At 72.4% G+C, this 15,226-nt stretch carries 14 protein-coding genes; 9 read left to right on the top strand and 5 right to left on the bottom strand.

Annotated elements, in window-relative coordinates; genetic code table 11:
- Window positions 1–693: hypothetical protein (locus tag ACFV0T_RS11785; protein WP_385777119.1), on the top strand; the 693-nt coding region annotated here is incomplete at its 5' end.
- Window position 694: 1 nt separating this feature from the next.
- On the opposite strand, the gene ACFV0T_RS11780 is transcribed toward ACFV0T_RS11785, so the two are convergent.
- Window positions 695–1,858, bottom strand: a complete 1,164-nt coding sequence (locus ACFV0T_RS11780) for an adenylate/guanylate cyclase domain-containing protein (RefSeq protein WP_385777117.1) — start codon at window positions 1,856–1,858, stop codon at window positions 695–697.
- 320 nt (window positions 1,859–2,178) lie between these two features.
- The gene (locus tag ACFV0T_RS11775) at window positions 2,179–3,045 is read right to left on the bottom strand and encodes a biotin--[acetyl-CoA-carboxylase] ligase (RefSeq protein ID WP_385777115.1); all 867 of its coding nucleotides are present in this window, start codon (window positions 3,043–3,045) and stop codon (window positions 2,179–2,181) included.
- Between the two features lie 110 nt (window positions 3,046–3,155).
- On the opposite strand from ACFV0T_RS11775, the gene ACFV0T_RS11770 reads away from it, so the two are divergent.
- From ACFV0T_RS11770 to ACFV0T_RS11755, 4 genes are all read left to right on the top strand, one after another.
- Window positions 3,156–4,748 (top strand): acyl-CoA carboxylase subunit beta, encoded by a 1,593-nt coding sequence (locus ACFV0T_RS11770; RefSeq protein ID WP_385777113.1) that lies wholly within the window; start codon window positions 3,156–3,158, stop codon window positions 4,746–4,748.
- A gap of 15 nt (window positions 4,749–4,763) precedes the next feature.
- Complete coding sequence (locus ACFV0T_RS11765) at window positions 4,764–4,973, top strand: acyl-CoA carboxylase epsilon subunit (protein ID WP_385777111.1); 210 nt, start codon at window positions 4,764–4,766, stop codon at window positions 4,971–4,973.
- A gap of 154 nt (window positions 4,974–5,127) precedes the next feature.
- Entirely contained in the window at window positions 5,128–5,256 is a 129-nt protein-coding gene (mmpB, locus tag ACFV0T_RS11760; RefSeq protein ID WP_385777109.1) for a morphogenic membrane protein MmpB, read from the top strand.
- 44 nt (window positions 5,257–5,300) lie between these two features.
- Window positions 5,301–5,921 (top strand): Maf family protein, encoded by a 621-nt coding sequence (locus ACFV0T_RS11755; protein ID WP_385777107.1) that lies wholly within the window; start codon window positions 5,301–5,303, stop codon window positions 5,919–5,921.
- On the opposite strand, the gene ACFV0T_RS11750 is transcribed toward ACFV0T_RS11755, so the two are convergent.
- Window positions 5,922–6,509 (bottom strand): hypothetical protein, encoded by a 588-nt coding sequence (locus tag ACFV0T_RS11750; RefSeq protein ID WP_385777105.1) that lies wholly within the window; start codon window positions 6,507–6,509, stop codon window positions 5,922–5,924.
- Between the two features lie 365 nt (window positions 6,510–6,874).
- On the opposite strand from ACFV0T_RS11750, the gene ACFV0T_RS11745 reads away from it, so the two are divergent.
- A complete protein-coding gene (locus ACFV0T_RS11745) occupies window positions 6,875–8,647 on the top strand; it encodes an acetyl/propionyl/methylcrotonyl-CoA carboxylase subunit alpha (RefSeq protein WP_385777103.1) in 1,773 nt (590 codons plus the stop codon).
- Between the two features lie 694 nt (window positions 8,648–9,341).
- Here the strand turns inward: ACFV0T_RS11745 and ACFV0T_RS11740 are convergent.
- Both ACFV0T_RS11740 and ACFV0T_RS11735 read right to left on the bottom strand, forming a co-directional pair.
- On the bottom strand, window positions 9,342–10,304 hold the full coding sequence (locus ACFV0T_RS11740; RefSeq protein ID WP_385777101.1) for a DeoR/GlpR family DNA-binding transcription regulator: 963 nt from the start codon (window positions 10,302–10,304) through the stop codon (window positions 9,342–9,344).
- A gap of 166 nt (window positions 10,305–10,470) precedes the next feature.
- Window positions 10,471–11,919, bottom strand: a complete 1,449-nt coding sequence (locus tag ACFV0T_RS11735; RefSeq protein WP_385777099.1) for an NAD(P)H-quinone dehydrogenase — start codon at window positions 11,917–11,919, stop codon at window positions 10,471–10,473.
- A 107-nt stretch (window positions 11,920–12,026) separates the two neighbouring features.
- On the opposite strand from ACFV0T_RS11735, the gene ACFV0T_RS11730 reads away from it, so the two are divergent.
- The 3 genes from ACFV0T_RS11730 (at window position 12,027) to ACFV0T_RS11720 (ending at window position 15,193) form a co-directional block, all read left to right on the top strand.
- Window positions 12,027–12,464, top strand: a complete 438-nt coding sequence (locus ACFV0T_RS11730) for a gamma-glutamylcyclotransferase (protein ID WP_385777097.1) — start codon at window positions 12,027–12,029, stop codon at window positions 12,462–12,464.
- 183 nt (window positions 12,465–12,647) lie between these two features.
- A complete protein-coding gene (locus ACFV0T_RS11725; protein ID WP_385777095.1) occupies window positions 12,648–13,472 on the top strand; it encodes a purine-nucleoside phosphorylase in 825 nt (274 codons plus the stop codon).
- Between the two features lie 89 nt (window positions 13,473–13,561).
- Window positions 13,562–15,193, top strand: coding sequence for a phospho-sugar mutase (locus tag ACFV0T_RS11720; protein WP_385777093.1), 1,632 nt, complete (start codon window positions 13,562–13,564; stop codon window positions 15,191–15,193).
- The last annotated feature ends 33 nt before the right edge of the window (window positions 15,194–15,226 follow it).

The raw sequence follows: 15,226 nt of genomic DNA, 5'->3' as shown, positions 1-15,226 counted from the left end.
GGCCAGGCGGGTGCGGCGGGCCTAGACCGTAGGCCGGGTGCGGCGGGCGCGCCGCGCTCGGTCGACGGGGTGGGCGCGGAGGCGTGCGACGTCGCGTCCTCGGCCGGTCGTCTCTGGAGTCGGCGTGGCCGGCATCGCCGACCCCGTCCCCGCAAGGTGCTGCTCGCGGCGGGCGGATTCGCGCTGGCTGTCGGCGTGCTGAGCCTCGTACGCGTCGCGCCCGACTCCGGGGTCGGCGGGGTCGGCACGGCGGAGGGCGAACCCAGCCCGGACGCCGTCGGGACCTGGTCGACCGACGCGGCGGCCACCGTCGCGGCCGTTCCCCGGGTGAGCTCGACCTCCGGGATGGGCGGGGTGAGCACCAGCCCGACGGCCGGCGCCGGCGCCGGCCCCGGCGCGTCGGCGTCGGCATCGGCGACCGCGGTGCCCTCGGTCGCGGCCCCCGCGGCCGTCCCCACGAGCGTCCCGGTGCCCTCGACCGATCCCCGTTCTCCCGGCACCGGCACCGGCACCGGCACCTTCCCGCAGCCGACGCCCCCGGCGCACGCACCGTCACCGACCACGGCCGCCCCGGCCCCACAGCCAGGCCAGCCGGATCAGCCCGGTCAGCCGGATGAGCCGGATCAGCCCGGTGTGCCGGGGCTGTGTGTGCCGATCATCGGTCTGTGCGTGGACGTACTGAACGCCCGCTGACCTACTGCTGGTCGTCGTCGCGGCGGGTGAGCAGCCACGGCTCGACCACGCCGAGTCCGCGCACCGGCCGCTGCCACATCGGCCGCAGCGCGAAGCGGTACGTCGGTGGCTCCTCGCCCTCCTTCTCGGCGGCGACAGCGGCCTCCGCCGCCTCCGCCTCCGAGGCGGGCGCCTCACCGCTGCGGATGAGCTCCGCGGCGAACGCGCCGTCGACGAGGACGGCGTCGCGCGGAGCTATCGACGTCAGCCGCGAGGCCAGGTTGACCGTCGTACCGAAGACGTCGCCCATCCGGGTCGTCACCGTGCCGAAGGCCATGCCGACGCGCAGCTCGGGCATCGTCTCGTCGTTGGCCATGGTCTCGATGAGCCGCAGCGCGATCTCCGCGGCGACGCCCGCGTCGTCGGCGGCGAACAGCACCTCGTCGCCGAGCGTCTTGATGAGTCTGCCGCCACGGGCGGCCACCAGGTCGGCGGCGGTGGTCTCGAAGGCCTCGACGAGTTCGCCGAGTTCCTCCTCCTCCATCCGGCGGGTCAGCCGTGTGAACCCGACGAGGTCGGCGAACCCCACCGCGAGGCGCCGGTCGACCATCTCCTCGTCGTCGGCGGCCTGCACGACCCGGCCGGCCGAGGCGGCGAGCTGGCGGCGCCAGACGTAGACGAGGAACTCCTCCAGTTCGGGCAGCAGCAGCTCGACGATCGGGTACGTCACCTCGGTGCGGGTCATCCCCGGCTCGGGCGGCTCGGTGAGCCCCTCCAGGAAGGAGTCCATCTGCCATTCGGCCAGCCGGGCGGTGGTCTGCCCGGTGGACCGGGCCACCTGCACGGCCATGGCCTCGCTGAGCAGGCCCGCCTCCACCAGACCGGCGAGCCGGCGCAGGGCGAGTACGTCCGCCTCCGTGAGCGCCTTGGCCTGCCCTATGTCGGCGAAGCCCATGGCCCGCCAGAAACGGGACGCCAGTTCCATCGAGACGCCGGCGCTGCGGGCGGCCTGGAAAGGCGTGTAGCGCCGCTCGGCGCCGAGGATGAGCTGTTCGAGGCGCAGTGCGAGCGGGTCGCCGCCGGACTCGGCGGCGGGCGGTTCCCTCCGCTCGGGCGAGGTCGAGAGCGGGGGAGGATCGACCCGGCCGTCCGCGTCCGCGCCGGAGCCCGTGTCGTCGACGGTCACGCCTGCTGCCCTTCCGATCTGTCACGGTCAGGTATCGACCGGCCTTTACTCTACGGCAGGTGTGCGCCAACTCACTCCTCAGCGCAGCCTACGCAGCCACAGGGGATCCCGCCGCCGCGGCGACACACACGGCACCGGCGACCCCACAGCACCGCCCCGGGCGCCACCACCGCCACAGCACCGCGCACCACCCGCTCCCCGCCCCGCCCGAACCACCGCGGATCCACGCGCCGCGCGCCCCGCCCGAACCACCGCGGATCCACGCGCCGCGCGCCCCGGATCTCGGGCCCCGGCTCCACCCCGCCGGGCAGACCCTTGTCTCAGGCCGGGCGCAGGTGGACGATGTCGCCCGCGCCCACCGGCTCCTGGACGCCGTCGCCCGTCGCCAGCACCAGGCGGCCGTCCCCGTCGACGGCCACCGCCTCGCCTACGATCGAGCGGTCGCCCGGCAGCTCGGCCCGTACGGTCCGGCCGAGTGTCGCGCAGCCCGCCGCGTAGGTCTCCTGGAGGCCGCTGGCCACCGGATCGCCCTCGGCCGCCCGCCAGCGCCCGTACCAGTCCTCCAGGGACCGCAGCACGGCCCGCAGCAGCGGATCACGGTCGGTGGTCAGCGCGCCGGCCAGGGCCAGTGAGCCCGCCTGGGGCACGGGCAGCTCCTGCGCACCGAGCGTGACGTTGATCCCGATCCCGATGACGACGCCGTCGTCCCCGGCGCGCTCCGCGAGGATCCCGCCCGCCTTGCGCTCCTCGTCCCCGACGGTGACCAGCAGGTCGTTGGGCCACTTCAGGGCCGTGTCCACGCCCGCCGCTCGGGCCAGCCCCGTCGCCACGGCGACCCCGGTGAGCAGCGGCAGCCAGCCCCAGCGGGCCAGCGGCACGTCGTCGGGCCGCAGCAGGACGGAGAAGAACAGGCCGGAGCGGGCCGGTGCCGTCCACCGGCGGTCCAGGCGGCCCCGCCCGGCACTCTGCTCCTCCGCGACGAGCACCGCGCCCTCGGCCAGCTTGCCGTCGACGGCCCGGGCCACCAGATCGGAGTTCGTCGAGCCGGTGTTCGACACCACCTCCACCTCCGTCCACAGGCTTCCCCCGCGCACCAGCGCACGGCGCAACGCGGGTGCGTTGAGGGGTGGACGGTCCAGGTCGGACCAGCGGTTGTCGTTTCCGTCTGAGTCATCTCGCGGCGTCATGCAAGCCACCCTAGGTGTGGTAAACACCGCACTGCCGATTGGTAGGCGCGCCACTACGCTACGGATGAGTAACCGTCCCCCCTTTTGAGCAGGCAGGGAGCCCCATCCCGATGTCCGAGCCGGAAGTGACCGACATCCACACCACCGCGGGAAAGCTCGCGGATCTCCAGCGCCGCATTCAGGAAGCGACGCACGCCGGCTCCGAACGCGCCGTCGAAAAGCAGCACGCCAAAGGCAAACTGACAGCCCGTGAGCGGATCGAGCTGCTGCTCGACGAGGACTCCTTCGTGGAGCTCGACGAGTTCGCGCGCCACCGCTCCACCAACTTCGGCCTGGCGGCCAACCGCCCCTACGGCGACGGCGTCGTCACCGGATACGGGACCGTCGACGGGCGGCCCGTGGCCGTCTTCTCCCAGGACTTCACCGTCTTCGGCGGCGCCCTGGGCGAGGTCTACGGTCAGAAGATCGTCAAGGTCATGGACTTCGCCCTGAAGACCGGCTGCCCGGTCATCGGCATCAACGACTCGGGCGGCGCCCGGATCCAGGAGGGCGTCGCGTCGCTGGGCGCGTACGGCGAGATCTTCCGCCGCAACACCCATGCGTCCGGCGTCATCCCGCAGATCAGCCTGGTGGTCGGGCCCTGCGCGGGCGGGGCGGTCTACTCCCCGGCCATCACCGACTTCACGGTCATGGTCGACCAGACCTCGCACATGTTCATCACCGGCCCGGACGTCATCAAGACCGTCACCGGCGAGGACGTCGGCTTCGAGGAGCTGGGCGGCGCCCGCACCCACAACTCCGTGTCGGGCGTGGCGCACCACATGGCCGGGGACGAGAAGGACGCCGTCGAGTACGTCAAGCAGCTGCTGTCGTACCTGCCGTCCAACAACCTCAGCGAGCTCCCGGTCTTCCCGGAGGAGGCGGACCTGTCCGTCACCGAGGAGGACCTCGAACTGGACACGCTCGTCCCGGACAGCGCGAACCAGCCGTACGACATGCACACGGTGATCGAGCACATCCTGGACGACGCCGAGTTCCTGGAGACGCAGCCCCTGTTCGCGCCGAACATCCTCACCGGCTACGGCCGGGTCGAGGGCCACCCGGTGGGCATCGTCGCCAACCAGCCGATGCAGTTCGCCGGCTGTCTGGACATCAAGGCCAGCGAGAAGGCCGCCCGGTTCGTACGGACCTGCGACGCCTTCAACATCCCGGTCCTCACCTTCGTGGACGTGCCCGGCTTCCTGCCCGGGGTCGACCAGGAGCACGACGGCATCATCCGCCGCGGCGCCAAGCTCATCTACGCCTACGCCGAGGCCACCGTCCCGCTCATCACGGTGATCACCCGCAAGGCCTTCGGCGGCGCCTACGACGTCATGGGCTCCAAGCACCTGGGCGCCGACCTCAACCTCGCGTGGCCGACGGCCCAGATCGCCGTCATGGGCGCGCAGGGCGCGGTCAACATCCTGCACCGCCGCACGATCGCCGAGGCGGAGGCCGCCGGTGACCTGGAAGCGACCCGGGCCCGGCTGATCCAGGAGTACGAGGACGCCCTCCTCAACCCGTATGTCGCGGCCGAGCGCGGCTACGTCGACTCGGTGATCAGGCCGTCGGACACCCGCAGGCACGTCGTGCGCGGTCTGCGTCAGCTGCGTACCAAGCGGGAGTCCCTGCCTCCGAAGAAGCACGGCAACATCCCCCTCTAGACCCTGGGAGCGATTGTGACGATCAAGGTCGTACGGGGAAATCCGACCCCGGAGGAGCTGGCCGCCGCACTGGCGGTGGTCCGGGCGCGCGCCGCGGCGGCGGCAGACATGCCGTCCGGCGCGCCCGGACCGCGGGACTCCTGGTCCGACCCGGCCCGTATCGCCGCCCGCCCGGTGCCCCGGCCCGGCCCGTCGGCGTGGGCCCGCACCTACTGGCCGGCATAGGAAACAGGGCACGTGACCCTGCCAGCGCCTCCCTGACGGCGTCGGCCGCCACCGGACCCCTGGTGGCGGCCGGCGCCGTCAGGGGTGCGTGTCACGGACAAGTTGAGTACGCGTACTCAGGTGTTCCGCGGCGGATCGCCGCACGCTCGTAGTCATGCTGTGGTCCGACCCCGAGAACGAGCCGCCGGAGGAACTGCGCGAGACGCAACTCATGCTGCGGCGGCTCGGCGTTCTCATGGCGCTGGCCATGGTGCTCGCGATGATCGTGCTCGGGCTGAGGTGAGCGGGCCGGGTCCGTCCGTGCAGGGCCGCCGATACGCTGGTCGCATGACTGATCAGCCGCGCCGCCGACTCGTCCTCGCCTCCCAGTCCCCCGCCCGGCTCGGGCTGCTGCGGCAGGCCGGACTCGCCCCCGAGGTGCTGGTGAGCGGCGTCGACGAGGACGCCGTCACCGCGCCCACCCCCGCCGAGCTGGCGCTCGCCCTCGCCGAGGCCAAGGCCTCCGTCGTGGCGGCCCGGCCCGACGTCCAGGGCGCGCTGGTGATCGGCTGCGACTCGGTGCTCGACCTGGACGGCCAGGCGTACGGCAAGCCCTCCGACGCCGAGGAGGCCACCGCCCGCTGGAAGGCGATGCGCGGCCGGGCCGGGACCCTCCAGACGGGCCACTGTGTCTGGGACACGGCGGCCAAGCGGTACGTGGCCGGCGTCGCCTCCACCGTCGTCCGCTTCGGCGAGCCCACCGACGCCGAGATCGCCGCCTACGTCGCCTCGGGCGAACCGCTCCACGTCGCCGGGGCGTTCACCCTCGACGGCCGCTCGGCGCCCTTCATCGACGGCATCGACGGCGACCACGGCAACGTGATCGGCATCAGCCTGCCCCTCGTCCGCCGGCTGCTGGCCGAACTGGGCGTCGGGATCACGGAATTGTGGACGCCCCGGGAAGGCTGATCAGGTCGCGCTGGGCGCCGGCGGCGGGGTGACGGGGGGAACGTCCTGGGGTCCCTGGGACTCCTGAGACTTCTGGAACCTCTGGGACTCCTGAGACTCCTGGAAACCTTGGGGCTCCTGGTCCCCCTGGGAACCCTGAGGCCCCTGGGGCTCGTCGGGCTTCCCGCGCTTACCGGCCGCGGCGCCCTCCTGGCGGTCGTACGTCATCAGCAGCAGCACGATCAGGGCGAGCACGACCATCATGAACGCGAAGGCGTTCCGGCCGAGCAGCCCCCACGCGAGCGCGCCCAGCAGGCAGTGCACCACGGCCGCGCTGATCAGCAGGACCCGCCCCAGACCGGCGGGCGGCCGGTTGCGCAGGGCGACGAGCAGGGCGACCAGGCCGCACAGCGCGAAGTACAGCCCGAAGCCGATCCCGCCGATCTTCGACGACAGCGACATCACGTCGGGGTCCAGGCCCGCCAAGGACATGTCCTGGCGGTCCACGACGACCCCCATGAACCAGTTGACCGCCGCGATGCCGAGCGCCTCCACGAAGAGCACGACCGCCACTACCCATGCCACCGGTCTTCGCACCACCGGCCCCACCCACTTTCGACCGCCGTCCGGGCATCACTGCTGTTACCCCAAGTACGTTCGGGACATCGCGAACGCTACTAACGGGTAAACCTCGGGACAAGGGTTCGGGGGAGGGCAAAGAATCATTGGGCCATTCGTAGGGACTCCACAAAGAAACAGAGTGGGCCGCAGCACGCTCTCACAGAGACCTTGACCACACCGGAGGGCTAGGGTTTCCGGGAGGAGTCCTGCGTACCGAGGTGCGACAAGGGATTTCGCGGATCGAGCGAGCCACTCATCACGCTCCGTGTGGGCAAGCTCACCATTGGGGATGGGTCGAAGTGCCGTGTCGGCAGTCCCTAAACTCGGCTTGTTTCAAGGAGGGAGCCTCAATCGTGCGCAAGGTGCTCATCGCCAACCGTGGCGAAATCGCTGTCCGCGTTGCCCGGGCCTGCCGGGACGCCGGGATCGCGAGCGTGGCCGTATACGCCGACCCGGATCGGGACGCTCTGCATGTCCGCGCCGCGGATGAGGCGTTCGCCCTGGGCGGTGACACCCCGGCGACCAGCTACCTCGACATCGACAAGGTGTTGAACGCGGCTCGCGAGTCGGGCGCGGACGCCGTCCACCCGGGGTACGGCTTCCTCTCGGAGAACGCCGACTTCGCCCAGGCCGTTCTCGACGCCGATCTGATCTGGATCGGCCCGCCGCCGCAGGCCATCCGTGACCTCGGTGACAAGGTCGCCGCCCGGCACATCGCGCAGCGCGCCGGTGCGCCGCTGGTGGCCGGCACGCCCGACCCGGTCTCCGGCGCCGACGAGGTCGTCGCCTTCGCCGAGGAGCACGGGCTGCCCATCGCCATCAAGGCCGCCTTCGGCGGTGGCGGGCGCGGCCTGAAGGTCGCCCGGACCCTCGAAGAGGTTCCGGAGCTGTACGAGTCCGCGGTGCGCGAGGCCGTCGCCGCCTTCGGCCGCGGCGAGTGCTTCGTCGAGCGCTACCTCGACAAGCCGCGGCACGTGGAGACGCAGTGCCTGGCCGACTCGCACGGCAACGTGGTCGTCGTGTCGACCCGTGACTGCTCGCTCCAGCGCCGCCACCAGAAGCTGGTCGAGGAGGCGCCGGCGCCGTTCCTGTCCGACCGGCAGGTCGAGCAGCTGTACTCCGCCTCCAAGGCCATCCTCAAGGAGGCGGGCTACGTCGGTGCGGGCACCGTCGAGTTCCTCGTCGGTGTCGACGGCACGATCTCCTTCCTGGAGGTCAACACGCGCCTCCAGGTGGAGCACCCGGTCACCGAGGAGGTCGCCGGCATCGACCTCGTGCGCGAGATGTTCCGTATCGCCGACGGCGAGGAGCTCGGTTACGGTGACCCCGCCCTGCGCGGTCACTCCTTCGAGTTCCGTATCAACGGCGAGGACCCCGGGCGCAACTTCCTCCCCGCTCCCGGCACGGTCACCGTCTTCGACGCGCCGTCCGGCCCGGGTGTCCGCCTGGACGCCGGCGTGGAGTCCGGCGCGGTCATCGGCCCGGCCTGGGACTCGCTGCTGGCGAAGCTGATCGTGACCGGCCGCACCCGCAGGGAGGCGCTGGAGCGTGCCGCCCGTGCCCTGGCGGAGTTCCAGGTCGAGGGCATGGCGACCGCGATCCCGTTCCACCGCGCGGTGGTCAGGGACCCGGCGTTCGCCCCGGAGCTGACCGGCTCCGCCGACCCGTTCACGATCCACACCCGCTGGATCGAGACCGAGTTCGTCAACGAGATCAAGCCCTTCACCGCCCCCGCCGACGTGGAGGCGGACGAGGAGTCCGGCCGTGAGACGGTCGTCGTCGAGGTCGGCGGCAAGCGCCTGGAGGTCTCTCTGCCCTCCTCGCTGGGCATGTCCCTGGCCCGCACCGGCCTCGCCGCCGGTGCCAAGCCGAAGCGTCGCGCGGCCAAGAAGTCCGGCCCCGTCGCGTCCGGTGACACCCTCGCCTCCCCGATGCAGGGCACGATCGTCAAGGTCGCGGTCGAGGAGGGCCAGGAGGTCAAGGAAGGCGACCTGGTCGTCGTCCTGGAGGCGATGAAGATGGAGCAGCCGCTGAACGCGCACCGCTCCGGCACGATCAAGGGTCTGGCCGCGGAGGTCGGCGCGTCCGTCACGTCCGGCGCCGCGATCTGCGAGATCAAGGACTGACCCGCCGCGACACATCACAGCGCCCCGCGGACCGGCTGCCCCGGCCCGCGGGGCGTTCGCGTCTCCCGACCCGTCACGGGCCCTGCCGTCCTTGCGGCGCGCGCCGGCCTTCCGACGCGGCTGTTCGGTGGCCTGCCGGGCCCGGGACCCGGCGGCACGCCGACATGGCGGTCCTGTGGGCCACTGACATCGATGCGTCCGACGCCGTCGACCAGGCACTGCTGTCCGGCCCGGTGGGCGTCACCGTCGACGGCGAGCTCCTGCTGCCCGCCCGGTCGCAGGGCCCCGGGTCACCGCGTCAACGGCTCGCCACGTCGGCGATGATCTGGCGGCGGATGCCGCTACCGAGGTGTCCCGGCAGGCATGCACCGGCGCCGTCCGCCAGGGACGGTCCAGGTCCGGGGAGGGGGTGATGGCGTAAGGCGCTCCCGCGACCGGCACCGTAGGCCCGCACCACGCGCACCCGCGTTCCAGCGCACCGGCGAGTCCGCACCACGCGCACCCGCGTTCCAGCGCACCGGCGAGTCCGCACCACGCGCACCCGCTGCCTCTCAGCCGCACCGCGAGCCCGCACCACGCGCACCCGCGCGCCAAGCCGCACAACAGGCCCGCGCCCCGTGTCTGCCGCGCCGCAGGCCCGATCCGCACGCCCGCGTCCAACCCGTGGCGCGGGCTTTCCGTTCGCGCCCGCGGCTCAGCGGCGGCGCAGGTCCGCCACGCGGGCGCGTTCCGTGCCGGGGCTCTGGTCGCCCAGGACCGCCGCGGTGCGCAGGCCGGGGCCCGCGCCCGGGACCTGGCCGCGACGAGGGGCCGGAAGGGGTACGTCCCGACGCTGCTGTTGACGCGCCGGGACCGCATCACCCCCCGGGCTTCCCGACGCCCCGGCCACGGCGATCTGCACCCCCTGGTCTGCGAGGGCCTGGAGCTCGGTGGCGGCACGGTCGTCGTGGGCCGGCGGCTCGTCGGTGATCAGCCGGGTGATCAGATCGGTGGGGACGGTCTGGAACATGGTGTCCGTACCCAGCTTGGTGTGGTCGGCGAGGACCACGACCTCCGCCGCGGCCTGGACGAGCGCCCGGTCGACGGACGCCGACAGCATGTTGGACGTGGACAGCCCGCGCTCGGCGGTCAGACCACTGCCGGAGAGGAAGGCCCGGGAGACCCGCAGCCCCTGGAGGGACTGCTCGGCCCCGGAGCCGACCAGGGCGTAGTTGGAACCGCGCAAGGTGCCGCCGGTCATCACGACCTCCACCCGGTTGGCATGGGCCAACGCCTGGGCGACGAGGAGCGAGTTGGTGACGACGGTCAGCCCGGGGACCCGGGCGAGCCGGCGCGCCAGCTCCTGGGTGGTGGTTCCCGCCCCGACCACGATGGCCTCGCCCTCTTCGACGAAGTTGGCGGCGAGATCGGCGATGGCCGTCTTCTCGGCGGTCGCGAGATGAGATTTCTGCGGAAAGCCGGACTCCCGCGTGAATCCGCCCGGCAGTACCGCACCGCCGTGCCGGCGGTCGAGGAGTCCTTCTGCCTCCAGCGCGCGCACGTCCCGCCGTACGGTCACTTCGGAGGTCTGGACGACGCGGGCGAGCTCACGGAGCGACACGGCCCCGTTCGCTCGCACCATTTCGAGGATCAATTGGCGACGTTCTGCAGCGAACACGAAACTGACAGTAACCCCAACGACCGTCTACTTTCAGCTGTTTGCGCCGAATAACAGAAGTTGTTCGCACGGTGGGACACGAGGTGGTATAGGGCCTAGTCGCGCCGACTATGCCGTACGAATGGTCGACAACTCCCCGTGACCAGCGGGGAATCGCTTTCGGCCGTCAGCTCTCGCCCGTGGGCTTACGGGTGTGCAGCTGCCGTGCCACCTCGGCGATCGACCCCGAAAGGGACGGGTACACGGTGAAGGCGTTCGCGATCTGTTCGACCGTCAGATTGTTGTCGACGGCGATCGAGATGGGGTGGATGAGTTCCGAGGCGCGCGGCGACACGACCACACCGCCGACGACGATCTCCGTGCCCGGACGGCAGAAGATCTTCACGAAGCCGTCCCGGATGCCCTGCATCTTGGCGCGCGGGTTGCGCAGCAGCGGGAGCTTCACGACCCGGGCGTCGATCTTGCCGGCGTCGACGTCGGCCTGGCTGTAGCCGACGGTCGCGATCTCGGGGTCGGTGAAGACGTTCGAGGAGACGGTCTTGAGGTTGAGCGGGGCCACCGCGTCGCCGAGGAAGTGGTACATGGCGATACGGCCCTGCATGGCGGCGACGGAGGCGAGGGCGAAGACGCCGGTCACGTCACCGGCCGCGTACACCCCGGGGGCCGTGGTCCTGGAGACCCGGTCGGTCCAGATGTGACCGGACTCGCGGACCTTCACGCCCGCCTCCTCCAGGCCGAGCCCGGCGCTGTTGGGGATGGCGCCGACGGCCATCAGGCAGTGCGAGCCGGTGATGACGCGACCGTCGGCGAGGGTGACCTCGACGCGGTCGCCCACGCGCTTGGCGGACTGGGCGCGCGAGCGGGCCATGACGTTCATGCCGCGGCGGCGGAAGACGTCCTCGAGGACGGCGGCGGCGTCCGGGTCCTCGCCGGGCAGCACCCGGTCGCGGGACGACACGAGGGTGACCTTGGAGCCGAGCGCCTGGTAGGCGCCGGCGAACTCGGCGCCGGTGACACCCGAACCGACCACGATGAGCTCCTCCGGGAGCTCGGTGAGGTCGTAGACCTGGGTCCAGTTGAGGATGCGCTCGCCGTCGGGCTGGGCGTCCGCCAGCTCGCGCGGGTGACCGCCGGTGGCGATGAGGACGGCGTCGGCGACGAGGGTCTCCTCGGTGCCGTCGGCGGCCGCGACGACGACCTTGCGCGAGCCGTCGAGGGCCTGCATGCCCTCCAGCCGGCCGCGCCCGCGCATGACCCGCGCACCGGCGCGCGTCACGGAGGCGGTGATGTCGTGCGACTGCGCGAGCGCGAGCCGCTTCACCCGTCGGTTGACCTTGCCGAGGTCCACGCCGACCACGCGGGCGGCCTGCTCCACGTGCGGGGTGTCGTCGGCGACGATGATGCCCAGCTCTTCGTACGACGAGTCGAAGGTGGTCATCACCTCGGCCGTGGCGATCAGGGTCTTCGACGGCACGCAGTCGGTCAGCACCGACGCTCCGCCCAGACCGTCGCAGTCGACGACGGTCACCTCCGCGCCGAGCTGCGCTGCCACCAGCGCTGCTTCGTAGCCGCCGGGTCCGCCACCGATGATCACGATCCGAGTCACGTACCCCATTGTCCCGCACGCTTCAAGGTGCTACCGCCCCGGGGTGCCGGGCCGCCCGCGGAGGGCGGACGAGCGGGACGGGAGTGGCACCCGTGACGCTGCCGTACTCTCGACCCATGTCGCTCTACACCGCGTACGCCGGCAACCTCGACGCGCGGCTGATGTCCCGCCGCGCCCCGCACTCACCGCTGCGCGCGACGGGCTGGCTGAACGGCTGGCGGCTGACGTTCGGCGGTGAGCAGCTGGGCTGGGACGGCGCGCTGGCCACGGTCGTCGAGGACCCGGGCGCGCAGGTCTTCGTCGCGCTGTACGACATCGCCCCCATGGACGAGGAGTCGCTGGACCGCTGGGAGGGCGTGGGCCTCGGCATATACCGCCGGGTGCGGGTACGCGTGCACACGCTGGACGGGCAGGAGTCGGCGTGGACGTACGTACTGAACGGATACGAGGGCGGACTGCCCTCCGCGCGCTATCTCGGCGAGGTGGCGGACGCGGCCGAGTCGGCCGGGGCACCGCACGACTACGTGATGGAACTGCGCAAGCGACCCTGCTGAGTCGCGTCACGGACGCCGGGTGCGGCCGCCTGGCCGCGTCACGCGGCCGCCGGGTCGCGGTGCGCCGCCGCTCTCGTCCGATCACCCCGTTCGACGGTTCGTTGGAAACGACAAGACAACGATCGCCATCCCGTGAGCTCTGTCATCTACGCGCGTAGGCCCAGACCGGCTACCCTCATCCGCGTGAACGCATCTCTTCTTCCGGACGACATCCAGGGCGACCCCTATGCCGCCGCCGACGCGGCCGCCGCGCGGCTGCGCGAGCTCACGGGCGCCGAGACCCACGACGTCGCCCTCGTGATGGGCTCCGGCTGGGCTCCGGCCGTGGACGCCCTCGGCGCTCCCGACGCCGAGTTCCAGGTCACCGAGCTGCCCGGATTCCCGCCGCCGGCGGTCGAGGGCCACGGCGGCAAGGTCCGCTCGTACACGATCGGCGACAAGCGCGCGCTCGTCTTCCTGGGCCGTACCCACTTCTACGAGGGCCGCGGCGTCGCCTCCGTCGCGCACGGCGTGCGCACCGCGGTGGCCGCGGGCTGCAAGACCATGGTCCTGACCAACGGCTGCGGTGGCCTGCGCGAGGGCATGCGTCCCGGGCAGCCGGTCCTGATCAGCGACCACATCAACCTCACGGCGACCTCGCCGATCGTCGGCGCGAACTTCGTGGACCTCACGGATCTCTACTCCCCGCGGCTGCGCGCCCTGTGCAAGGACATCGACTCCAGCCTGGAGGAGGGCGTCTACGCGCAGTTCCCCGGCCCGCACTACGAGACCCCGGCCGAGATCCGTATGGCCCGTGTCATCGGCGCGGACCTCGTCGGCATGTCGACGGTCCTGGAGGCCATCGCCGCGCGCGAGGCCGGCGCCGAGGTGCTGGGCATCTCGCTGGTCACCAACCTCGCGGCGGGCATGACGGGCGAGCCCCTCAACCACGAGGAGGTCCTCCAGGCCGGCCGCGACAGCGCGACCCGGATGGGCTCCCTGCTGGCCCAGGTGCTGGGCCGCCTGTAAGCACCGCCGGCCGGGGGCGGCGGGGGCGGGAAGCACCCCGGGCACCCGCACCCGCACCGCACGCACACGAACGAGAGGTTGGACCGAAGGTGCACGACGATCTCCTCGCACGGGCCACGTCATGGCTGGCCGAGGACCCCGACGCGGACACCCGTGAGGAACTCGCCAAGCTCATCGACGCGGGGGACCACGCCGAGCTCGCCGCCCGCTTCGGCGGCACCCTCCAGTTCGGCACGGCGGGCCTGCGCGGCGAACTCGGCGCCGGCCCCATGCGCATGAACCGCTCGGTCGTGATCCGCGCCGCGGCCGGGCTCGCCGCGTATCTGAAGAAGAACGGCGGCACCGGCGGCCTCGTCGTCATCGGCTACGACGCCCGGCACAAGTCGGCCGACTTCGCCCGCGACACCGCCGCCGTGATGACGGGCGCCGGGCTGCGCGCCGCCGTCCTGCCGCGCCCGCTGCCCACGCCCGTGCTCGCGTTCGCCATCCGGCACCTGGGCGCGGTCGCCGGTGTCGAGGTCACGGCCAGCCACAACCCGCCGCGCGACAACGGCTACAAGGTCTACCTGGGCGACGGCTCCCAGATCGTCCCGCCGGCCGACGCGGAGATCGCCGCCGAGATCGACGCGATCGACCGCCTCGCCGACGTCCCCCGCCCGGACAGCGGCTGGGACACCCTCGACGACAGCGTCCTGGAGGCCTATCTGGCCCGCACGGACGCCGTCCTCTCCCCCGCCTCGCCCCGCACCGCCCGCACCGTCTACACGGCGATGCACGGCGTCGGCAAGGACGTCCTGCTGGCCGCCTTCGCCCGGGCCGGTTTCCCGGCCCCCGTCCTCGTCGCCGAACAGGCCGAGCCGGACCCGGACTTCCCGACCGTCTCCTTCCCCAACCCGGAGGAGCCCGGCGCGATGGACCTGGCCTTCGCGACGGCCCACGAGAGCGACCCGGACCTGGTCATCGCCAACGACCCGGACGCCGACCGGTGCGCCGCGGCGGTCAAGGAGAACGGGGCCTGGCGCATGCTCCGCGGGGACGAGGTCGGCTCGCTGCTCGCCGCCCACCTCGTCCGGCGCGGCGCCACCGGCACCTTCGCGGAGTCCATCGTCTCCTCCTCCCTGCTCGGCCGGATCGCCGAGAAGGCCGGCCTGCCGTACGAGGAGACCCTCACCGGCTTCAAGTGGATCGCCCGCGTGGACGGCCTGCGCTACGGCTACGAGGAGGCCCTCGGCTACTGCGTCGACCCCGACGGCGTGCGCGACAAGGACGGCATCACCGCCGCCCTGCTGATCACCGAGCTCGCCTCGGAGCTGAAGGAGCAGGGCCGCACGCTCCTCGACCTCCTCGACGACCTCGCCGTCGAGCACGGCCTGCACGCCACCGACCAGCTGTCGGTCCGCGTGCAGGACCTCTCGGTCATCGCCGACGCCATGCGGCGGCTGCGCGAGCGGCAGCCCACCGAGCTGGCCGGGCTGCCGGTCACCGGGGCCGAGGACCTCACCCGGGGCACCGACCGGCTGCCGCCCACGGACGGCCTGCGCTACACCCTCGACGGCGCTCGCGTCATCGTGCGCCCCAGCGGCACCGAGCCCAAGCTCAAGTGCTACCTGGAGGTCGTCGTCCCCGTCGGCACCCACGCCGACCTGCCGGCCGCCCGCGCCCGGGCCGCCGACCTGCTGGCGACGATCAAGCGCGACCTGTCGGCGGCCGCCGGCATCTGAGCCGTGACCGCCGTACGCGTCGCCCGCGCGGCG

This window comes from Streptomyces sp. NPDC059582, from assembly GCF_042735715.1.
In the GTDB taxonomy this organism is placed as follows: Bacteria; Actinomycetota; Actinomycetes; order Streptomycetales; family Streptomycetaceae; genus Streptomyces.
This window is presented reverse-complemented; position numbering and strand designations above follow the sequence as displayed.